Origin of the sequence: uncultured Microbacterium sp. (assembly GCF_964244775.1) — a bacterium.
GTDB lineage: Bacteria > Actinomycetota > Actinomycetes > Actinomycetales > Microbacteriaceae > Microbacterium.
In genome coordinates, this window is sequence record NZ_CAXTJR010000001.1 from 531295 (window position 1) to 553363 (window position 22069).

General features: G+C 69.0%; 17 protein-coding genes. 12 read left to right on the plus strand and 5 right to left on the minus strand.

Annotated features, from left to right (window positions below):
- Positions 1–87: 87 nt before the first annotated feature.
- The 7 genes from pyrH to ACFE6Z_RS02590 all read left to right on the plus strand — a co-directional run bounded on the left by pyrH (position 88) and on the right by ACFE6Z_RS02590 (position 4942).
- Positions 88–807 carry a UMP kinase gene (gene pyrH, locus ACFE6Z_RS02560; RefSeq protein ID WP_375384116.1) on the plus strand — a complete coding sequence of 240 codons (720 nt, stop codon included), beginning with the start codon at positions 88–90 and terminating at the stop codon, positions 805–807.
- Positions 808–872: 65 nt separating this feature from the next.
- Positions 873–1427, plus strand: coding sequence for a ribosome recycling factor (gene frr / locus ACFE6Z_RS02565; protein ID WP_375384117.1), 555 nt, complete (start codon positions 873–875; stop codon positions 1425–1427).
- A 9-nt stretch (positions 1428–1436) separates the two neighbouring features.
- Positions 1437–2519 (plus strand): phosphatidate cytidylyltransferase, encoded by a 1083-nt coding sequence (locus ACFE6Z_RS02570; RefSeq protein WP_375384118.1) that lies wholly within the window; start codon positions 1437–1439, stop codon positions 2517–2519.
- On the plus strand, positions 2516–3130 hold the full coding sequence (locus tag ACFE6Z_RS02575; RefSeq protein ID WP_375384119.1) for a DivIVA domain-containing protein: 615 nt from the start codon (positions 2516–2518) through the stop codon (positions 3128–3130). Before ACFE6Z_RS02570 ends, ACFE6Z_RS02575 begins: the two co-directional genes overlap by 4 nt.
- 58 nt (positions 3131–3188) lie before the next feature.
- Positions 3189–3923 (plus strand): transglycosylase SLT domain-containing protein, encoded by a 735-nt coding sequence (locus ACFE6Z_RS02580; RefSeq protein WP_375384120.1) that lies wholly within the window; start codon positions 3189–3191, stop codon positions 3921–3923.
- A 10-nt stretch (positions 3924–3933) separates the two neighbouring features.
- On the plus strand, positions 3934–4218 hold the full coding sequence (locus tag ACFE6Z_RS02585) for a hypothetical protein (protein ID WP_375384121.1): 285 nt from the start codon (positions 3934–3936) through the stop codon (positions 4216–4218).
- A 1-nt stretch (position 4219) separates the two neighbouring features.
- Positions 4220–4942 (plus strand): alpha/beta hydrolase, encoded by a 723-nt coding sequence (locus ACFE6Z_RS02590; RefSeq protein WP_375384122.1) that lies wholly within the window; start codon positions 4220–4222, stop codon positions 4940–4942.
- Here the strand turns inward: ACFE6Z_RS02590 and ACFE6Z_RS02595 are convergent, their stop codons facing one another.
- Positions 4943–5995, minus strand: coding sequence for an AI-2E family transporter (locus tag ACFE6Z_RS02595; protein WP_375384123.1), 1053 nt, complete (start codon positions 5993–5995; stop codon positions 4943–4945).
- Positions 5996–6172: 177 nt separating this feature from the next.
- Here ACFE6Z_RS02595 and ACFE6Z_RS02600 point away from each other — a divergent pair, with 177 nt between their 5' ends.
- Together ACFE6Z_RS02600 and ACFE6Z_RS02605 are read left to right on the plus strand one after the other, a co-directional pair.
- Positions 6173–8002, plus strand: coding sequence for a glycosyl transferase (locus ACFE6Z_RS02600; RefSeq protein ID WP_375384124.1), 1830 nt, complete (start codon positions 6173–6175; stop codon positions 8000–8002).
- Complete coding sequence (locus ACFE6Z_RS02605; protein ID WP_375384125.1) at positions 7999–8949, plus strand: tetratricopeptide repeat protein; 951 nt, start codon at positions 7999–8001, stop codon at positions 8947–8949. Before ACFE6Z_RS02600 ends, ACFE6Z_RS02605 begins: the two co-directional genes overlap by 4 nt.
- A 31-nt stretch (positions 8950–8980) precedes the next feature.
- Here the strand turns inward: ACFE6Z_RS02605 and glgB are convergent, their stop codons facing one another.
- The 3 genes from glgB to glgX all read right to left on the minus strand — a co-directional run bounded on the left by glgB (position 8981) and on the right by glgX (position 15466).
- Positions 8981–11176 (minus strand): 1,4-alpha-glucan branching protein GlgB, encoded by a 2196-nt coding sequence (gene glgB, locus ACFE6Z_RS02610; protein WP_375384126.1) that lies wholly within the window; start codon positions 11174–11176, stop codon positions 8981–8983.
- Between the two features lie 26 nt (positions 11177–11202).
- Positions 11203–13194, minus strand: coding sequence for a maltotransferase domain-containing protein (locus ACFE6Z_RS02615; protein ID WP_375384636.1), 1992 nt, complete (start codon positions 13192–13194; stop codon positions 11203–11205).
- A 190-nt stretch (positions 13195–13384) separates the two neighbouring features.
- Positions 13385–15466: a glycogen debranching protein GlgX gene (glgX, locus tag ACFE6Z_RS02620; RefSeq protein WP_375384127.1), complete on the minus strand. Its 2082-nt coding sequence runs from the start codon at positions 15464–15466 to the stop codon at positions 13385–13387.
- Between the two features lie 58 nt (positions 15467–15524).
- Between glgX and ACFE6Z_RS02625 the strand changes: the two genes are divergently transcribed.
- From ACFE6Z_RS02625 to ligA, 3 genes are all read left to right on the plus strand, one after another.
- Positions 15525–16700, plus strand: a complete 1176-nt coding sequence (locus tag ACFE6Z_RS02625) for a cysteine desulfurase family protein (protein ID WP_375384128.1) — start codon at positions 15525–15527, stop codon at positions 16698–16700.
- Positions 16701–16755: 55 nt separating this feature from the next.
- A complete protein-coding gene (gene mnmA, locus ACFE6Z_RS02630; protein WP_375384129.1) occupies positions 16756–17859 on the plus strand; it encodes a tRNA 2-thiouridine(34) synthase MnmA in 1104 nt (367 codons plus the stop codon).
- A 200-nt stretch (positions 17860–18059) separates the two neighbouring features.
- Positions 18060–20237 carry an NAD-dependent DNA ligase LigA gene (ligA, locus tag ACFE6Z_RS02635; RefSeq protein WP_375384637.1) on the plus strand — a complete coding sequence of 726 codons (2178 nt, stop codon included), beginning with the start codon at positions 18060–18062 and terminating at the stop codon, positions 20235–20237.
- Between the two features lie 56 nt (positions 20238–20293).
- On the opposite strand, the gene ACFE6Z_RS02640 is transcribed toward ligA, so the two are convergent.
- Positions 20294–21997: a long-chain-fatty-acid--CoA ligase gene (locus ACFE6Z_RS02640; protein ID WP_375384130.1), complete on the minus strand. Its 1704-nt coding sequence runs from the start codon at positions 21995–21997 to the stop codon at positions 20294–20296.
- Positions 21998–22069: the final 72 nt, after the last annotated feature.

The window sequence follows — 22069 nt, forward strand, 5'->3', positions numbered from 1 at the left end:
GAAGGCCCGCATCGGAATCGGTGCGGGCCTTTTGCATGCCCGGACGCACGGGCTTGGATAGCTTTGGACTCGACGAGAGGATGACACGTGATCGATGAGGCGACCAAGACACGACGAGTGGTGCTCAAGCTTTCGGGTGAGGCGTTCGGAGGTGGGCAGCTCGGGGTGAACCCCGACATCGTCAGCCAGATCGCCCGCGAGATCGCCGCTGCCGTGGATCGCGTGGAGATCGCGATCGTCGTCGGTGGAGGCAACTTCTTCCGCGGTGCCGAGTTGAGCCAGCGGGGGATGGACAGGGGGCGCGCCGACTACATGGGCATGCTCGGCACCGTCATGAACGCGCTCGCGCTGCAGGACTTCCTCGAGCAGGCGGGCGCGGCGACCCGCGTGCAGTCGGCGATCGCAATGACCCAGGTCGCCGAGCCCTACATCCCACGCCGCGCCGAGCGGCATATGGAGAAGGGCCGCGTCGTGATCTTCGGCGCCGGCGCAGGCCTGCCCTACTTCTCGACCGACACGGTCGCCGCGCAGCGCGCGTTGGAGATCGGTGCATCCGAGGTGCTCGTCGCGAAGAACGGCGTGGACGGCGTCTACACGGCAGATCCGCGCCGTGACGCGAGCGCCACGAAGCTCGACAGGATCACCTACCTCGATGCGCTGCAGCGGGGTCTCAAGGTCGTCGACTCGACCGCGTTCAGCCTCTGCATGGACAACGGCATGGACATGCGCGTGTTCGGCATGGAGCCGGCGGGGAACGTGACCCGCGCCCTCCTCGGCGAATCCATCGGAACCCTCGTCACCGTCTGAGCGGTCCACATCGCCCGAGACCCCCCGTCTAGACTGGGCTCGAGCATCAATCGAATGGAGTCACAGTGATCGCCGACGTCTTGGCTGATGCCGGAGTGCGCATGGATCGCGCCGTGGAAGCCGCGAAGGAGGACTTCAGCACCGTCCGCACGGGGCGAGCCAACCCGCAGATGTTCCAGAAGATCCTGGTCGACTACTACGGGTCGCCCACGCCGCTGGCGCAGCTCGCCTCGCTGAACAACCCTGAGGCCCGCACGATCCTGGTGACCCCGTACGACAAGTCGGCGCTGAAGGCGATCGAGCAGGCGATCCGCGACACGCCCAACCTGGGCGCGAACCCGACCAACGACGGCAACCTGATCCGCGTCACGCTCCCCGAGCTGACCGAGGAGCGCCGCAAGGAATTCGTCAAGCTCGTGCGCACCAAGGGCGAAGATGCGAAGGTGCACGTGCGCGGCATCCGCCGCAAGTCCAAGGACGACCTCGACGAGCTCAAGAGCGACGTCGGCGAAGACGAGCTGGCCCGCGCGGAGAAGGAACTCGATGCGCTCACGCGTGCCCATGTCGATGCGATCGACGAGGCACTCAAGCGCAAAGAGATCGAGCTCCTCGAAGTCTGACGTCCCGACATGTCCGACTCATCCGGCGCGCAAGCCGGTGGCGATCCGCCCGAGGGGGTGGAGCCCCCGCTGACGCGCCGCGAGGCGAGCGCCCGACGTGAGCCGGTCGTTCCTGAACCGCTGGTTGTCGAAGCGCCCGTGGTCGCGCAAGTGCCCGTGTCGTCGCATATCCGACAGGCGCGCAGCGACTTCGAGCACCAGGTCGCGCACGCGCGTGCGGAGTTCGATCAGGCCAACGAGCGGATCATCGAGCGCACCGGGCGCAATCTCATCCTGGCGATCCTCATCGGAGTCGCGATCGGCGCGGTCCTCGTGCTCTCGCTGGTGTTCCTGAAGTGGGTCTTCATCCTGTTCGCCCTCGCGGCGAGCATCCTGGGGATCTTCGAGTTCTCCCGGGCGCTGCAGAAGGCGGGGCGGCGAGTCGATCTCGTGCCGCAGCTCATCGCCGGCACACTCCTCGCGATCGCGGGATACTTCTTCCCGCAACTGTGGCTGCTGTGGGTCAGCGTGTTCGTGGCCGTCGCGTTCGTGATCGTGTGGCGCCTCGTGGCCCAGATGGTCGCGAAAGACGGCAGGACATACGGTGCCGTGCTCAGCGATGCCCTGATCGCGGGCTTCCTGCAGCTGTACGTCGCGCTCCTGACGAGCCTGTGCGTCGTCCTGCTCAGCCAGGAAGGCGGCGAATGGTGGGTGCTGGCGTTCATCATCACCGTGGTCGCCGCCGACACCGGCGCATATGCCGCGGGTCTGACGTTCGGCAAGCATCCGATGGCGCCGAGGATCAGCCCGAAGAAGACGTGGGAGGGCCTGGCCGGGGCGATGATCGCGGCGCTGATCGCCGGCGCCCTGCTCGCTCAGTTCATGCTCGGACTGCCGTGGTGGGCCGGCCTCATCATCGGCGTGGTGATCCTCGCCACCGCCACCGTCGGCGATCTCGGCGAATCGATGATCAAGCGCGACCTCGGCATCAAGGACATGAGCTCATGGCTGCCCGGGCATGGGGGAGTGCTCGACCGGCTCGACTCGATCCTCCCCTCCGCGGCGGCGGCTCTCGCCCTCTACTATCTGCTCTCCCCTCTGGCGGCATCATGACGACGACTCCCGGTACCGAGGCCTCGACGGCAACCCGCGCAGCAGCGCCGGCCCCTGCCCCCTTCCCGCTCGCGACGGGTCGCACGAAGGGGTACGAGCGGCGTGCCGTCGACGACTTCCTCGCCCGCGCACGCAGCGCGTTCGAGGCGGACTCGTTCGACGCCGGCGGGGGGCCCGCGCTCACAGCGGCCGACGTGCGCAGCGTCGCCTTCCCGCTCGCGCGCCGGGGGTACCTGATCGCCGCCGTCGACGCCGCACTCTCGCGAATCGAGGACGCGTTCGCGGCGCAGGAGCGCGAGCAGGCGCTCGAGGTCGCCGGCGCGCGGGAATGGGTCGGTCGCACGCGCGAGACCGCCCAGGTGGTCCTTGATCGGCTGGCCCGCCGGCGCGGGCGGCGCTTCCAGCGAGTGAGCGCTCTGCGCTACGGCTACCGCATCGACGAGGTCGATCTGGTGACCGACAAGCTCGCCCGCTACCTCGAGACCGGCGACTCGGTCACCGTCGAGCAGGTGCGTGCGGTCGCCTTCCGGATGCAGCGCGGCGGCTATCGAGAAGTGCAGGTGGATGCTGTGCTGGACGCAGTCGTCGAGGTCATGCTCGCCGTCGCATGACGTCGCCACCTCGCATCGGATGGCGACTCCGCCCTGGTCTGGGTAGACTCGCTTCACTGTGACTTCCGGCGACGAGATGATCCCTGCGCCATCCCGACGGGCGAACCGCGGCATGGCCGGTCGTACGCGTCAGCCGACCGCAGCGCCGCGCACATCCGCGCCCACCCCGCGCTGGAGCCGTCGCCGCGGGGTCCTGGCGGCATTCGCCGCCTTCGCCGTCATTGGCTTCGCCGTCGCCTACGTGGGCCCGACCGGCGCCGCCCTCGTCGGTGCTCAGCAGGCCTCCGCGGTGTCGCTGTACTCCAGCGCGATGAGCGACAGCCAGCAGTTCGCCGCCGGGTACGCCGCCGGTCAGGCAGCTGCCGCTGTCGACCTTGACCGCGGCAACTACGACGTCTACGTCACACCCAAGCCGACTCCGACGCCGGAGCCCTCGCCATCGAGCGTCGGCTCCAGCGCGAGCACCGAAGAAGACACCGGCCAGGCCGAGGTGTCCACCCCGCTGTACACCGGCGGAGGGTCCTCGGCCGACTGGATGACGGCGGCGGGGATCGCGCAGAGCGACTGGGGCTACGTCGACTACATCGTCAGCCACGAGAGCGGCTGGAACCCGAACGCCACCAACAGCTCATCGGGAGCCTGTGGACTGGTCCAGGCGCTGCCGTGCAGCAAGGTACCCGGCAACGGGTACGACCCCGTCGACAATCTGCGGTGGGGCACCGGCTACGCCGTCGGTCGCTACGGCAGTTGGGCCGGAGCCTACGCGTTCTGGATCTCCAACAACTGGTGGTAGCCGGCACCCCATGCCCCGCTCTCACCGCCACCGCTCGAACGCGGCGGGCGACGACTCGTTCGAACGTCTGCTCGCCGGTTGGAAGCGCACCGAGATGCGTCGCGGGGTGGAGTGGACGGTTCAGCCGATCTCGGCCGTCCAGGCCACGAAGGCGTACACCTGCCCCGGCTGTGGGCGCTCTGTCGAGCCGGGCGTCGCGCATCTCGTGACGTGGCGGGCCGACGGGGTCCTCGGACCCGATGCCGACCTCGCCGCCCGCCGGCACTGGCACACGCACTGTTGGAGGATCGCCTGACATGGAGATTCGTGGCCCGATGCAGCTTCCCGCCCTGCGCGAAGACATCGAACTCGTGACCCTCGACGGTCTGCGCCTGGTCGGAGAACTGGCGCGGCCGATCCTGGCCGAGTCGGTCGCGACGCTCGTCACACTGCATCCGCTTCCCACTGCGGGCGGCTTCATGGACTCGCACATCTTCCGCAAGGCCGCCGCGCGGCTCCCCGCCCTCGCCGATCTGGCGGTGCTGCGGTTCAACACCAGGGGAACGGCCTCTCCTCGGGGCGTGAGCGAGGGCACGTTCGACGGAGGGCGGGCCGAGGCGTTCGACGTCGCCGCCGCGATGGACTTCGTGCGCGAGCGGGGTCTGCCGCATCCGTGGATCGTCGGCTGGTCTTTCGGCACCGAGCTCGCGCTCAAGTACGGCCGCGACCACGACGTGGAGGGCGCGATCCTGCTGTCGCCCCCACTCCATCGCGCCACCGATGCCGACGTCGCCGCCTGGCACGGCGAGGACCGCAGGCTGATCGTGCTGGTGCCGGAGTTCGACGACTATCTGAGACCGGATACTGCGGCCGAGCGTTTCGCATCGGTCCCCGACGCCGTGCTCATCACCGTCGAGGGCGGCAAGCACCTCTGGGTCGGCGAGCAGCAGACCCGCCGGGTGCTGACGGAGATCGTCGCGGCGGTCAATCCCGCGGCGCTGCCGCTTCCGACGGAGTGGGACGAGCAGATCGAGCGGTGATCACCGTTCGTTCATTCGCGGGATCACGACCTGGCGGTAGATGATCAGGACGCTCGCCGCGACCGGGATCGCGATCAGGGCGCCGAGGAGCCCCAGGAGCGAGCCGCCGGCGAGCGCGGCGATCACGACGACCGCCCCGGGCACCGAGACGGCCCGATTCATGATGCGCGGCGAGATCACGTACGCCTCGACCTGCATGTAGATCAGGTAGTAGATCGCCCCGATCAGCGCCGTGGTGGGGGAGCCGAGGCCCGGGAGGAGGCAGGTCAGCACGATGATCGTCGAGCCGGTGAGCGTACCTACGAGCGGGATCAGCGAGAAGAAGAACGCGATGACCGCGAGCACCGCGGGAAACGGGGCGCCGATGATCGTCAGGAGGATGGCGCTCAGCACGCCGTTGATCACGCCCATGCTGACCTGACCCATGACGTAGTACCCGACCGAGTCGGTGATCTGCTCGGAAAGATCGATGAAGCGCGCGCGCTTGGATGCCGGCACCAGCTGGTAGACGGCCGCCTTGAGGGAGGGGGTGGAGGCCGTGAAGTAGATCGTGAGGATGAGGATCACGAATGCCCCGGCGAACCCGGAGAGGATCGACGCCCCGACCGCGATGACACCCTGGCCGATCGAGCCGACATCCAGGTGGGTGACGAAGTCCTGCACGTACGCGAACACGGCGTCTACGTCGAGATTCGGGAAGACGCCGTGTGCCCAGGTCTTGAAGTCGTCGATGTTGGGGTTGCGCGCCACGAACTGGGTGATGGCATCCACCAGCTGGCTGACCTGATCGGTGATGATCGGGATCACCAGCAGCACGATCCCGGCGAACAGGGCCAGCACGGCGAGGATCGTGATGAGCACCGCGAGCCACCGCTTCAGCTTGCGACGCTCGAGGAACGCCACGATCGGCTCGAGGCCCAGCGAGACGAACAGCGCGGTGCCGATATACAGCAGGATCGTCGAGAGCGTCGTGACGCTGCTGATGAAGAGCAGCCCCAACCCGACGCCGAGAGTGGCGACGAACGCGATGCCGAACGGGTTCTGAACCTTCACGAAGAAACTCCCTGTGGTCCCGGCGAGGGGGTGGACGTGTCACGTCAGGATACGCATACAACACGTCCAGCTTCGCGAATGGCGCCTCCCGGGCTGTTTTCAGGTGGTCTTCGCTAGTCTGAAACGTCGAGTCGACGATCCGCCTGCTCCATCGCGGATCTCTGAGAGGTGTTATTCGTGCGTTTCGTGTGGGCGGTGGCTGCCTTCGTGTTGGCCGCCGTGATGATCGGGGCGGGCATCGCGCAGCGCACGGTCTTCCAGGGACCGAAGACCGAGACGGCGACGATCTCCGCCGAGCAGGCGCCGTTCATCCTCATCGACGGAGCGGTGCTCAACAAGCTTCCCGGGTCGCAGACCCTGCGCGCGGAGGGCGACGGCACCATCTTCGCGTCGTACGGCCGCACCGCAGACCTCGAGGCATGGCTCTCGGACTCCGACTACGCATCGGTCACGCTCGGCAGTGACGGACAGGTCGTCACGACCACCATCCAGCAGCAGTCGGATCCGAGCCCGAGCCCGTCGGCCACTGCCGGTGCAACAGATCCCGCCGCGACAGGTTCCGCGACGACGCCGGCCACCGCGCGCAGTCCGGTCGGGTCCGACCTCTGGCTGGACGAATTCCAGCAGGAGGGCGTGCTCATCGCGCCTCTCCAACTCCCCGACACGATGAGCGTGCTGGTCGCGACCGACGGCACCGCGCCCGCTCCTTCGCAGGTCTCCGTGTCGTGGCCGGTCGGCAACGCCACCCCATGGGCGGGCCCGCTCATCGTCGGCGGCGCGATTCTGATGGCGATCGGGGTGTTCTTGTACATCCTCGGCATCCGTCATCTCCGACGGTCTCGTGGACCGCGTCGCAAGGGTCTGCCGATGCCCGTCACCGAGCCGATCGACCTCGCCGTCGAGGGCGCAGACAAGGGCGTCGTGTCGGCGGGCACCCCGCAGCGCTCGCTCACGCGGCGCCGCGCGTTCGCGGTCGTGCCCGTCGTCGCGGTCTCGGCGCTGCTGTTGTCGGGATGCTCCGCAGACCTGTGGCCCGACTTCGCCGGTACCCCGTCGCCGTCGCCGACCCAGAGCGTCATCATTCCGGAGGGCCAGAAACCACCCGCGGTGACCTCGGCGCAGGCCGATCGGATCATCACGCGGATCGCCCAGACTGCCGCGGATGCCGACGCCGCGCGCGACGAGGTGCTCGCGTCCTCGCGGTTGGACGGCGCCGTACTGGCCGAGCGCGCGACCAACTACAAGCTCCGCGGCGCAATCCCCGACTTCGCCGCTCCCGCCGCCATCCCCACGACCCCGCTGCGGATCTTCCTTCCCCAGGCGGTCGATGGCTGGCCCCGCACCGTGATGGCGGTCATCGACGACGCGGCGGACAAGACCGCCAGCATCATGCTGCTCACCCAGCAGGACGCCTGGTCGCAGTACAAGCTGTCGTACATGTCGAGTCTGGAGGCGGCGACGCAGATGCCCGACCTCGCCGCGGAATATGTCGGTGCGAGCCAGGTGCCACCGGATTCTTCGTTCCTGCGGATGGAGCCGAACCAGCTCGCAGCCGCCTATGCCGACATCTTGAACAAGGGCGATGACAGCGTGCACGCGTCGGAGTTCGCCATGGAAGGCGATCAGTTCCGCACGAGCGTCGTCGCCGATCGTCAGAAGCGCCTCGACTCGTTCAACCAGACAGCGGCCTCCACGGGCAGTCTGACGTTCGAATCGACCGCGGGGGCGCAGGCCCCGATGGCGCTGGCCACCCTCGAAAGCGGCGCGATCGTCGCCGTGAACGTCAACGAGATCGACACCGTCAAGCCCACGAACACGGACGCGGTCATCAAGGCGAACAACAATGCGACGGTGAAGGCGCTGGCCGGCGCCGAGCAGTCTTCGACCGGCTTCACCACCACGTACAGCGATCAGCTCTTCTTCTACGTGCCCGGACAAGGTTCCACCGAGAAGATCCGGCTTCTCGGCTACTCCTCCAACATCCTCGACGCGAAAGTGATCCCGTGACCGATCCCGCCCCCGGTGCCGTCCTGCGCGGCGCCGTCGACCTGTCGTCGCTCCGCAACCGCCCGCAGCCGCCCGTCGCGGGCGACGGGGTTCCGGCTCCGGCTTCGGACGGCGCGAGTGCATCCGTTCCGTCGCTCGTGATCGACGTCACGGACGAGACATTCGCCCAGGTGCTCGAGCTGTCGCGCGTCGTGCCGATCGTCGTAGACCTGTGGGCGGAGTGGTGCGGCCCCTGCAAGCAGCTCAGCCCCATCCTCGAGAAGGTGGTGCTCGAACTCGGCGGCCGCCTCGTACTCGCGAAGGTCGATGTCGACGCGAACCCGCAGCTGTCGCAGGCCTTCCGGGCTCAGTCGATCCCGCTCGTGGTCGCCCTGGTCGCCGGTCAGCCGGTGCCGATGTTCACCGGCGCCGTTCCCGAGCAGCAGGTGCGCGAGGTCTTCGCCCAGCTCCTGCAGCTCGCTGCGCAGCAGGGTGTGACCGGCACGGCTGCCGTGTCGGGCGACCCGGCGCCCGACGCTCCGGCCGAGCCCGAGCTCCCTCCGCTGCACGCCGAGGCGTTCGACGCGATCGAAGCGGGCGACTACGCCCGCGCCGTGAACGCGTACGAGCAGGCCCTGGCGGAGAACCCGCGCGACGCCGATGCGCGCGCGGGCCTCGGGCAGGTGCGCCTCCTCGCGCGGGTGCAGGATGCCGATCTCCAGGCAGTCCGTGACGCGGCGGCCGCGGAACCGCGCGCAGTCGACGCGCAGTTCGCCGCCGCTGACCTGGACATGACCGGTGGTCACGTCGAAGACGCCTTCGACCGCCTCCTCGACCTGTTCGGCGCGCTCGATGAGCCGGAGCGCGCACCGGTGCGCGAGCGTCTCCTCGAGCTGTTCGCGCTCGTCGGTGACGCCGACCCGCGCGTCATCCGCGCCCGCGGGCGCCTCGCGTCACTGCTCTTCTAGCAGCTCCGCGAGGCACCGACCCGGGGCGCGCTCAGCCCTGGGTGGGCGACGGGATGTGCGCCTGGGACTCATGGCTGAGCCAGAGCACGCCCAGCGGGGGCAGCACCATCGTGGCCCGGCGATCGTCGCCGGCGTGCACGATCCCCATGTTGCCGACGCCCGAGCCACCGTAGGCCTCAGCATCCGAATTGAGGATCTCGTGCCATGCGCCCTGCTCGGGCAGGTCGAGCTCGTACCCGTGCACCGGGACGCCGGAGAAGTTGCAGACCACCACGATCGTGTTGCCGTGCCAGTCGCGTCGTGAGAATGCCACGACGTTCGGGTTCCAGGTCGGGGCGCCCAGGCGTGAGAAGGCCGCCCCGTCGCTGTCGCGCGCCCAGAGCGCCGATTGGTCGCGGTAGGTCGCGTTGAGCGCGGCGACGAAGTCCTGCAGCTGCGCGTGCGACGGCTGATCCAGGAGCCACCAGTCCAGCCCCCGCCCCTCGGACCACTCGGACATCTGCCCGAACTCCTGGCCCATGAACAGCAGCTGCTTGCCCGGGTGCCCCCACATGTAGGCCAGGAACGCGCGCATGTTGGCGAGCTTCTGCCAGTGGTCGCCGGGCATGCGCCCGAACAGGCTGCCCTTGCCGTGGACGACCTCGTCGTGGCTGATCGGCAGGATGTAGTTCTCGCTGAACGCGTACACGAACGAGAACGACAGCTCGCCCTCGTGGTGGGCGCGATACATCGGGTCCCGCGCGATGTACTGCAGCGAGTCGTTCATCCAGCCCATGTTCCACTTGAAACCGAAACCGAGACCGGCGGCGTTGGTGGGGGCGGTGACGCCCGGGAAGCTGGTCGACTCCTCGGCGATCATCGAGATACCCGGGTATCGCTTGTAGGCGGTCGCGTTGACCTCTTGGAGGAAATGGATCGCCTCGAGGTTCTCGCGCCCGCCGTGGATGTTCGCGATCCACTCGCCCTCTTCGCGGGAGTAGTCGAGGTAGAGCATCGACGCCACGGCGTCGACGCGGAGACCGTCGACGTGGAACTCCTCGAACCAGTACAGCGCGTTGGCCACGAGGAAGTTGCGGACCTCGCTGCGCCCGTAGTCGAAGATCAGCGTGCCCCAGTCCTTGTGCTCGCCGCGGCGGGGGTCGCTGTGCTCGTAGAGCGGTTCGCCGTCGAAGCGGGCGAGGGCGAAGGCGTCCTTCGGGAAGTGGCCGGGAACCCAGTCCATGATGATGCCGATACCGGCCTGGTGCAGGCGGTCGAACAGGTAGCGCAGGTCGTCGGGCGTGCCGAACCTGCTGGTCGGCGCGTAGTAGCCGGTCACCTGATAGCCCCACGATCCGCCGAACGGATGCTCGGCCAGCGGCAGGAATTCGATGTGGGTGAAGCCCTGCGAGGTGACGTGGTCGATGATCTGGTCGGCCGCATCGCGATACGAGAGGCCGGGCCGCCACGAGCCGAGATGGAGTTCGTAGATCGACATGGGCCGCGACACCGGGGTGCTGCGTGCGCGCTGCGCCATCCACTCGTCGTCGCCCCACGTGTACGACGAGTCTGTGACGATGGATGCTGTGGCCGGAGGCACTTCCGCGTACCGCGCCATCGGGTCGGCCTTCACGACCCACTCGCCGCGCCGCGAGAGCAGCTCGAACTTGTACGTCGAACCGGCCTCGAGGCCCGGGACGAAAATCTCCCACACCCCGCTGCCGCCCATCGACCGCATCGCGTGGCCGTTGCCGTCCCAGCTGTTGAAATCGCCGACCACCCGCACGGCGCGGGCGTTGGGCGCCCACACCGCGAAGGACGTGCCGGGGGAGCCGTCGAGTTCGCGGACGTGCGCGCCCAGCACACGCCAGAGCTCTTCGTGACGGCCCTCGCCGATCAGGTGCAGGTCGAGCTCGCCGATCGAGGGGAGATGGCGGTAGGGGTCGTCCGTGACGTAGTCGGGGCCGTCGGGGTAGGAGGTCAGCAGGACGTAGGCCCCGGCATCCCCCTCTCGCGTGCCCTGCCAGATGCCGGACCGTTCGTGCGAGAGCGGCACGTGGGTGCCGTCGGCGAAGATCGCGGTGACGCTCGACGCGAGCGGGCGGCGGGCCCGGATGCTCCAGACGCGAGCGCCGGTCGCGGCGGTGTCTCCGTGATCGGTGTCTTCGTGGATGCCGAGCACGCCGTGCGGATCGTGGTGGCGTCCGCCGGCAACGGCGTCGAGGAGGTCATCGGCTGGTGTGGTCATGGCGTCTTCCTGACGGTCACTGAGTGTCAATAGTCACTGGGTTGTGAGAGTGACTCGGTCTTGCGGACGTGGAGGATGTGCACGGGCTCGTGGAACGCGTCGAGCCGGACGAAGTTGTGGTCGGCCCACGTCCAGACCGCGCCTGTGAGCAGTTCCTCGACCTCGAAGGGCTCACCCGGGGCGATTCCCCAGATGCTCGTGTCGAGGTGCACCATCGTCTGGCGCACCGAGTGCGGGTCGACGTTCGCGACGACGATGATCGTGTCGGCCTCACCGGTGGGCGACGTCGCGGCATCCAGATGCTTGGAGAAGACGAGGATCGCGTCATCGTCGCTCCAGTGCACGCGCAGATTGCGCAGCTGACGGAGCGCCGGGTGAAGGCGCCGGATCTCATTGAGTCGCCGCAGGTACGGAGCGAGCGAGTCGCCGCGTTCCTCGGCTCCGGCCCAGTCGCGCAGCTTGTACTCGTACTTCTCGTTGTCGATGTTCTCCTCGGAGCCCGGTCGGGCCACGTTCTCGTACAGCTCGTAGCCCGCGTACACGCCGTACGACGGGGCGGCGGTGGCCGCAAGTGCCGCGCGGATCTTGTACGCCGGCCGGCCGCCGTACTGGAGGTACTCGGTGAGGATGTCGGGGGTGTTGACGAACAGGTTCGGACGCAGGAAGTCGGCCGTGTCTTCGGCCAGCGCACGGAAGAACTCCTCCAGCTCGGCTTTCGTGTTCCGCCAGGTGAAGTACGTGTAGCTCTGCTGGAAACCAGCCATCGCGAGTCCTTGCAGGGGCGCGGGGCGGGTGAAGGCCTCGGCGAGGAACACGACGCCGGGGCTCTCCGCCTCGACCGTGGCGATCAGCCACTCCCAGAATTGGAGCGGCTTGGTGTGGGGGTTGTCGACGCGGAAGATCCGCACGCCCTGCGCGATCCAGTGCCGCACGACCCGCAGCACCTCGGCCCTGATGCCCTCCGGGTCGTTGTCGAAGTTGATCGGGTAGATGTCCTGGTACTTCTTGGGCGGATTCTCCGCGTACGCGATGGAACCGTCCGGGAGGGTCGTGAACCATTCGGGATGCGCCGCCACCCACGGGTGGTCGGGTGCGGCCTGCAGGGCGAGATCGAGCGCGACCTCGACGCCGACCTCACGCGCGGCGCGCACGAACGCGCGGAAGTCGGCGAGCGTGCCCAGATCGGGGTGCACCGTATCGTGCCCGCCCTCGTCGGATCCGATCGCCCAGGGGCTGCCCGGATCGCCCTCACGCGGGTCGAGGGTGTTGTTCGGCCCCTTGCGGTTGAGTCGGCCGATCGGGTGGATCGGCGGCAGGTACAGCACGTCGAAGCCCATCCCCGCGACACCGGGCAGGCGCCCCGCTGCACTGCGGAACGTGCCGCTCTTGATCTCGCCGGTCTTGAGGCGCTTGGCGCCCTCGGATCGGGGGAAGAACTCGTACCAGGCGCCCACTCCGGCCCGCTCACGCTCCACGGCCAGCTCCAGCGTGGGGCCGATGGTAGTGAGCGATGCTAGCGGGCGCTCGGCGAAGAACGCGGCGATCGCCGGATCCCGCACGATCGTGAGTGCGGTGTCGTCGCCCATCGCGCCGTCCCGGAGCGCCGCGGCGGCGCCCTCCAGCGTCTGACGCTCCGGAAGGGGACGCTGCGTGTCTGCTGCGGCGCGTTGGAACAGCGACGCTCCGATCTCGCGCATGAGGGCAGCATCCACATCCGCGGCGATCTTCAGATCGGCGGCGTGCTCCCACGTCGCGAAATCGTCGGCGAACGCTTCGTAGCGAAACGACCAGACGCCCTCCTCGGCAGGCGCGATGAGGGTCTCCCACCGGTCGAACCCATCGTGGAGCGGCCGCAGGCGATGCAGCGACTCGTCGCCGCTCGGCGAGAACAGGCGCACGTGCACGCCGATCAGATCGTGCCCCTCGCGGAACGCGGTCACCCGGAACGGCACGACCTCGCCCGCGAACGCGCGCGGGCGGAAGAGCCCGCCGGGCACCGACGGGCTGGCTAGCGCGATCGGGATGCGACCGGTCACCGTGTTCACAGACACGTCACTCACAGACGTGTCGTGCACGGGCGGCGGCTCGACGGCCGGCCGAACGGGAATGGGGTAAAGGGATCGCCAGGGGCGTTGCGTCGCAGGACGCGTCTTCGTGGCCACGTGTCGAACCTACCGCGCACTGGTGCGCGTGACAGCAGGGAGGGCGTCACGTAGCGCGGAACAGGTGCATCGATGTAGCCTCTACGGTCACGGTGTCGCCGGGCGCGAAAATCGTCACCTGAACGCCCGGGCGTTCATCGGCGCTCGACCAGAGCGACTCGTAGGCGATGACGCCGTCGATGATCGGCAGGGTCACCTCGATCGGCTGCTCGGTGCCGTGCACGATGAGCAGGATGCGGTTGAACTCCTCCGTCTCCGGAGTGGAGGCGGCGACGTACTGCAGGGTGCGGTTGGCCGGGCTCGTCCAGCGATCGCCCGACATCGCCTGGCCGCGCTCGTCGTACCAGTCCATCGACGAAGAGCTGGGGATGTCCCTGCCCTCGTGGGCGAACCGGATCGGGCGCAGTGCGGGGTTCTCGTGGCGCAGCCGGATGAGGCGCTGCACGTGCGCGTGGAGGTCTTCCTGCCAGGGCTCGTGCTCCCACGACAGCCAGGTCAACGACGAGTCGTGGCAGTATGCGTTGTTGTTGCCGCGCTGCGAGCGCGCGAACTCATCGCCCGCCGTCAGCATCGGTACCCCGGCGGATAGGAGCAGCGTGCCCAGCAGGTTCCGCATCGCCTTGCGCCGCACGCCGAGGATCCCCGGGTCGTCGGTCGGCCCCTCGGCGCCGTGATTGAACGACCGGTTGGTGTCGGCGCCGTCGCGGTTCTGCTCGCCGTTGCCCAGGTTGTGCTTCACGTCGTAGCTGACGAGGTCGCGCAGGGTGAAGCCGTCGTGCGCGGTCACGAAATTCACGCTCGCCAGGGGACCGCGCTCGTCGCTGAAGGTATTGGACGACCCGGCCAGCCGCGACGCGAAACCGCCGATGCCGACGGGCGCCGACGACGCGCGCCGGGCGTAGTCGACGTCGCTCAGCCAGAAGTTGCGGACACGGTCGCGATACCGGTCGTTCCACTCCATCCAGCCGTCGCCGAAGTTGCCGGTCTGCCAGCCCCCCATGCCGACGTCCCAGGGCTCGGCGATCCGCTTGACCCCCGCGAGGGCGGGGTCGTCGATGATCGCACGCAGGAGAGGATGCTCGGGTGTGAAGGTGTGCGCCGCGTCACGGCCGAGCGTCGCGGCCAGGTCGAACCGGAACCCGTCGATCTGCACGTCCTCGGCCCAGTAGCGCAGGGAATCCAGGACGAGGCGCGCCGCAGCATCCGTCGCCGTGTTGACCGAATTGCCGCACCCGGTGACGTCGATGTAGGCGCCGTCCTGCTGCTGGCGGTAGTACTCGCGGTTGTCGATGCCGCGCAGGCTCGTGCGGGGGCCGCCGATGCCTTCTTCGGAGGTGTGGTTGTACACGACGTCGAGGATCACCTCGAGCCCGGCCGCGTGCAGCAGCTTGACCATGCCCTTGAATTCGCGGAGCACCGCCTCGGGACCTTCGCGGCGGTTCGCCTCGGTCGCGTACGGGGCGTGCGGGGTGAAGAAGTTCAGGGTGTTGTACCCCCAGTAGTTCGCCAGGCCCAGCTGCAGCAGACGGGGCTCGGACGCGAAGGCGTGGATGGGCAGGAGCTCGATGCTCGTGACGCCGAGCGAGAGGAAATGCTCGATCATCGCGGGATGCGCGAGCCCGGCATAGGTCCCGTGCAGCGCGGGAGGCACGGCGGGGTGGCGCTTGGAGAGGCCCTTGAGATGGCCCTCGTAGATGATCGTGCGATCGAGCGGGATCGCGGGCTTGCCGACCCCGCCCCAGTCGAAGGATCCGTCGACCACGACCGACCGCCAGTCGTCGAAACCGCCGTTGACCAGACCCCGGGCGTAGGGGTCGACCAGGATCGTGCGCGGGTTGAACGTGTTGCCGGTGTCGTGCGGGCCGTCGACGCGGATCGCGTATCGCACGCCGGGCCGCAGGAGGGGAGTGCTCACGCTCCACACGTCGCCACCGACCGGAGCGAGCGGCTCGCGGTCGGTGATCCAGTCCAGGTCGCTGTCGTCGAAGATCACGAGTTCGACAGAACTGGCATGGGCCGACCAGACGCGCAGGGTTCCCCCGCCGTCGTGCAGGCTCACCCCCAGCCGGTCGAGGTCTGAGCGCAGCAGCGACGCCGGTGACGTGGTCTCGGCGAGTGTATCGACCATGCGCTCTACAGTAGTTATGCCGTGGGTCGTGGCGTAAACGGCGGGGAGTGGGGTCGGGATGCACGCGTATCTGGACCACGCCGCCACGACGCCGCTGCGGCCGGAGGCCAGAGACGCGTGGCTTGCGGCGACCGAGCTGGTCGGGAACCCGTCGTCGATCCACGCCGGCGGACAGGACGCACGGCGGCTCCTGGAGGAGTCGCGCGAGCGGATCGCCGCGGTCATCGACTGCGACCCCATCGAACTGGTCCTCACCTCGGGGGGCACCGAGTCGGTGAACCTCGCACTCAAGGGTCTCTGGTGGGCGCGGAGCCCGGGAACAGATGCTGTCGTGCTGCCCGATGCCGAGCATCACGCCACTCTCGACACTGTCGAGTGGCTCGGCGCGACGCAGGGTGCGCGGGTCGTGCCGGTGCGCGTGGACGAGCAGGCGCGGATCGATGAGACAGCCTTCGCCGCGGCGTGCGCGACGCCCGGGGCGGCGCTGGCGACTGCTCTGGTCGCCAACAACGAATCGGGGACGATCAACGCGTCCGCGGCGCTCGCCGATGCGGCGCGGGCGGCCCGGATCCCGCTGCACCTGGATGCCGTGAGTGCGTTCGGTCACGTGCCGGTGTCGTTCCGCGGGTGGCGCGCGGATGCGCACGGCGGGACGGGCCTGGTCGCCCTCAGCGTGTCGGCGCACAAGATCGGCGGCCCGGTCGGCGTCGGCGCTCTCGTCGTGTCGCGCGCGGTCGCGCTCGCGGCCCTGCAGCACGGCGGGGGCCAGCAGCGCGGTCTGCGTTCGGGCACCCAGGATGTCGCCGGAGCCGCGGCGTTCGCCGTGGCGGCGGAGCTGGCCGACGCCGAGCGCGGCGGCGAGGCGGTGCGACTCACGCGCCTGCGGGACCGCCTGATCGACGGTATCCGCGCACTCGTCCCGGCCGCGGAGCTGCTCGGCGACCCGGGCGATCGTCTTCCGGGCAACGCGCACGTGCTCTTTCCCGGCGCGAGCGGCGACGCGCTGCTGTTCCTCATGGACCGCGCGGGTGTCGCGGTCTCCACCGGCTCTGCGTGTCAGGCGGGGGTGCCCGAGCCCTCGCACGTGGTGCTGGCGATGGGCAGGGACGACGTCGCCGCGCGCTCGGTACTCCGGCTGTCGCTCGGGCGCACCTCGACGCAGGCCGACGTCGATGCGTTCCTCGCCGCTCTCCCCGAGGCGTACGCGCGGGCCGTTCCCTCTGCGCGGCGCTGACCTGCCTGCACCTGCTGCCGGGCGCCGCTCAGGATCCCGCTCATAGACTGGACGCATGAAGATCCTTGCGGCGATGAGCGGTGGCGTGGACTCCGCCGTGGCCGCGGCGCGCGCCGTCGACGCCGGTCACGATGTCGTCGGTGTGCATCTGGCGCTCTCGCGGGCCGGCGGGACCCTCCGCACCGGAAGCCGTGGCTGCTGCACGATCGAAGACTCGCTCGACGCGCGCCGGGCCGCTGACCTCCTCGGCATCCCGTTCTACGTGTGGGATTTCTCCGAGCGATTCCGCGACGACGTCATCGACGACTTCATCGCCGAGTACCAGGCCGGCCGCACGCCCAACCCGTGCATGCGCTGCAACGAGAAGATCAAGTTCGCCGCCCTCCTCGAGCGAGCGATCGAGCTCGGCTTCGACGCGGTCTGCACGGGCCACTACGCCACGCTCGTGGACGGCGAGAGCGGTCTGGAGTTGCACAGGGCATCGGATGCTGCGAAAGACCAGTCATACGTCCTCGGCGTGCTGACGGCCGAGCAGCTGGCGTACACGTACTTTCCGCTCGGCTCGACGCCGTCCAAGGCCGTTGTCCGCGCTGAGGCCGCCGAGCGCGGTCTCACGGTCGCGCAGAAGCCCGACAGCCACGACATCTGCTTCATCCCGGACGGCGACACGCGGGGCTGGCTGGCCGAGAAGGTCGGCACCGCGACGGGCGACATCGTCGACCGCACGGACGCCGTGGTCGGGTCGCACGAAGGCGCGCACGCCTTCACGGTCGGCCAGCGGCGCGGACTCGCTCTCGGGATCCCCGCCCCCGACGGCAAACCGAGGTTCGTGCTCGAAGTGCGCCCGGTCTCCAACACGGTGGTCGTCGGTCCGAAGGAGGCGCTTGCGATCGCCGAGATCTCGGGCAGTCGGTTCAGCTGGACGGGTGCGCCGCCCGTGGACGACGAGTGGGCGTGCCATGTGCAGATCCGTGCGCACGCGGATCCGGTGGCAGCGACGGCATGGCGGGATGCCGCATCCGGCGCTCTCGTGGTGACTCCCGATGTCGCCCTCGAAGGGGTGGCGCCGGGCCAGACGGCGGTGCTGTACATCGGCACGCGGGTGCTGGGCCAGTTCACGATCGACCGCACGGTATCGGCCGTCCCGGCCGTCGTCTAGACCGGTTCGACGTCGGAGCCCGTCCCTAGACTGACCGGGTGAGCGATGGTGACGATTCTCTGCCCGGTGTCCTGCCCGATCTGACGCTCGATGAGGCGCGCATCCAGGCGGCGGAGCTGATCGAGCGGATCATCGGGGCCCGCGATGCTTACTACGGAGCGGATGCCGAGATCGTCGACGACGCGACCTACGACGGCTGGATGCATCGGCTCGAGCAACTGGAACGGCTCTTTCCTGTACTGCAGGGGCAAGACTCGCCGACGCTGACCGTGGGCGCCGCACAGGCGTCGATGTTCACACCCGTTACCCACGCGGAGCGCATGCTGAGCCTCGACAACGTCTTCTCGCCCGAGGAGCTGGCGGAGTGGTGTGCCAAGGCTCAGGCGGGCGCCGGCCGACCCGTGCGGTGGCTGACCGAGCTGAAGATCGACGGTCTGGCGATCAGCCTCCGTTACGAGCACGGCGTCCTGACCTCGGCGGCCACCCGTGGTGACGGCCGCGTCGGTGAAGATGTCACGGTCAACGCCGTGCGGGTCGCGGGCATCCCCGAGCGACTGGCCGGCTCGGGGCATCCGGCACTCGTCGAGGTGCGCGGCGAGGTGTTCATCCCCGTCGCCGCCTTCGACGCGCTCAACGAGCTGCAGGCGCGCATGCGCGAGCGCGTGGTCGACGAGACCCGGGCGCGTGGGCGGTCCTTCGATGACGCGAAGGCGCGGCTGAGCGCCGAGCGCCGCTTCCCGTCCTTCGCCAACCCCCGCAACGCCGCGAGTGGCGGACTGCGCCAGCAGCTCGACAAGAAGGACGGCCTCGAGCGGGAAGCCGGGCAGGCACGTCTGGACTCGCTGCGCCTGTTCGTCCATGGGGTCGGGGCGTGGGAGAACCCGCCGGTGTCGTCACAGAGCGAGGTGTACGCGCTGCTGGCCGGGTGGGGGCTGCCCACCAGCCCCTATTTCCGTACCTCCTCCGACATCGACGGTGTGCTCGAGTTCGTGGCCCACTACGGCGAGCACCGGCACGATGTCGAGCACGAGATCGACGGTGTCGTCGTGAAGGTGGACGAACTCGCCCTCCACGACGAGCTGGGCGCCACCAGCAGGGCTCCTCGCTGGGCGATCGCGTACAAATACCCGCCCGAACAGGTGAACACGAAACTCCTGGACATCGTCGTCTCGGTCGGCCGCACCGGCCGTGCCACGCCGTTCGCGGTGATGGCGCCCGCTCGCGTCGCCGGGAGCGTCGTGCGGCAGGCGACGCTCCACAACCAGGACGTGGTGCGTGCCAAGGGGGTGCTCATCGGCGACACGGTCGTGCTGCGTAAGGCGGGCGATGTGATCCCCGAAGTCCTGGGTCCTGTGGTCGAGCTGCGGGATGGCACCGAACGCGAGTTCGTGATGCCGTCGGACTGCCCGGAGTGCGGCTTCCCGCTGGCGCCCGCGAAAGAGGGCGACATCGACCTGCGGTGTCCGAACTCGAGGTCGTGCCCCGCGCAGGTGCGCGGTCGCGTGGAGCACATCGGCTCGCGCGGCGCGCTCGACATCGAAGCGCTCGGTGAGGTGACGGCCGCCGCGCTGACGCAACCGACCGATGCGCAGACTCCGCCGCTCGAGACCGAAGCGGGCCTGTTCGACCTCACGCTCGAGCAGCTCATCCCGATCGAGGTCGTGGTGCGCGACGCCGACACCGGCGAGCCCCGAATCGACGAGCGGACGGGTGCTCCGGTGCGGCGTGCGCCGTTCCGCCGCAATCCAACAGCCGACGAGAAGAAGGCGGGGCTCACGAGCCCTCAGCCGTCGGTGCAGGCGACACGGCTCCTCGACGAGCTGCAGAAGGCGAAAACCAAGGAGCTCTGGCGATTCCTCGTCGCCCTGAACGTGCGCCATGTGGGTCCGGTGGCAGCGCGGGCCCTCGCGCAGTGGTTCGGCTCGATCGAGGCGATCCGCGTGGCCTCGCGTGACGAGCTCGCCGCGGTCGAGGGCGTGGGCGCGATCATCGCCGATGCTCTGATCGACTGGTTCGACCTCGACTGGCATCGCGAGATCGTCGACCGGTGGGCGGCCGCCGGTGCACAGCTGTCGACGCCGGGGCACCCCGGCCCCGGAGTGGCGCAGGCAGATGGCGGGGTGCTCGATGGCATCACGGTCGTGGCCACGGGGTCGCTCGAGGGCTACTCACGCGAAGGTGCCCAGCAGGCGATCATCGACGCGGGCGGAAAGTCGGCATCGAGCGTGTCGAAGAAGACCGATTTCGTCGCCGCCGGACCGGGGGCGGGCTCCAAACTGGCCAAAGCCGAAGAGCTCGGGGTGCGGATCATCGACGCCGCGCAGTTCCGCCTGCTCGTGACGGAGGGGCCGTCCGCGCTCGATACGGCTTCCGCCTGAGGAGGATCGGCCCCCCGCACTGCGCGGATGACGTGTCGTCTTCGACACGAGGTTCCCTAAGAACCTGTCGTCAGATTCAGGAGTGACTCGCGCACCTGGCGGCGCAGCACCTTGCCGATGAGCGACTTCGGCAGTTCGTCGACCACATAGATGCGCCGGGGCACCTTGTAGGGCGTGAGGATGCCGCGGGCGAACTCGCGTACCGCTTCGACGTCGATCTCCGCGCCGGGTTCGACCACGATGGCGGCCACGACCTCCTCGCCGGAGTGCTCGCTGGGCAGGCCCACGACTGCGGCGTCCTGCACCTGCGGATGCTGCCGCAGGACGTTCTCGACCTCGGTCGGAGCGACGTTGAAGCCGCCGGTGATGATGAGCTCCTTGATGCGATCGACGATGCGGACGAATCCGGCCTCGTCGATCGTGACGATGTCACCCGTGCGGAACCACCCGTCGGAGAAGACCGCCTCGGTCTCTTCCGGCTTGCCGTAGTACCCCTGGAAGACCTGGGGTCCGCGCACGACGAGCTCGCCACGCTCGCCGGCCTCCAACACCCTGGTCGGCTCATCGGGGTCGACGATGCGGCACTCGGTGCCGGGGAGCGGCAAGCCGACGGTGCCGGGCACGCGGTTGTCGGCCACCGGGTTGGCCATGAGCACGGGAGAGCACTCGCTCAGTCCGTAGCCTTCGACGAGGAATCCGCCGGAGGCCTCCTCGAACGGCACCACCAGTTCGTGGGGGAGTGCCATCGCGCCCGAGATCGCGATCTCGGTGCCCTTCAGGGGTACGCCCTGGTCGCGGGCAGCCTTCAGGAGACGGTCGGCGATAGGCGGCACGAGCGGAAGGAAGGTCGCGGGGTGCTTCTTGGTCACCTCGAGCACCATGTCCGGGTCGAAACGCGGGAACAGCACGAGTCGCGCTCCCATCGACATCGCGAACGTCAGGCACAGCGTCAGGCCGTAGGCATGGAACATCGGCAGCACGGCGTAGACGACGCACCCGTTGCCGCGCGTAATCGACGGCACCCACGCCTGCGACTGCGCGGCGTTGGCGAGCAGATTGCGGTGCGTGAGCGCCGCTCCCTTCGGCGTTCCGGTGGTCCCGCTCGTGTACTGGATGATCGCGAGGTCGTCGGTGGCGGGCTTCGGGTGGGTCGCGGGCAGTGAGCCGACCTGCAGCAGGCGCTCCCACGCGATCGTGCCGGTGACCCGCTTGTGCAGTGCCTCCCGCGCCTCCCGCGCTTTGGCGACGGGCAGCTTCAGTGCCATCCGAGTGCGCAGCGGCATCGCCTTCGTGATGTCGACGGACACCACGCTCGGCACCCTCAGGTCGGCGGGGAAGTCCTGGATGCTGTCGACGACCTTGCTCCACACGATGGCGTGCCTGGCTCCGTGGTCCTCGAACTGCTTGCGCAGCTCTCGGGGCGTATAGAGCGGGTTGTGCTCGATGACGATCGCGCCGAGCCGGAGGATCGCATAGAACGCAACGATGTGCTGGGGGCAGTTGGGGAGCACGATCGCCACGGGGTCTCCGGCACCGACGCCCTCCGCGCGCAGGCCGGCTGCCGCGCGATCGATCTGCGCGAGCAGCTCTCGGTAGGTCGTCTCACGTCCGAAGAACTGCAGCGCCGGAGCATCCGGGAAATCGCGTGCCGACGCCTCGACGATGTCGATGAGCGAGCCGGAGATCGGGCCCAGATCTTCGGGAACACCCGCGGCGTAGCTGGCGATCCATGGGCGCGGGGGGTCGTACGTCGCTGTCACGCGCCCAGCCTAAACCAGCCCGCCAGCCTGCCCGCCTGCTGCGCGCAGGGGGGAGCACCCGCGCAAACTAGA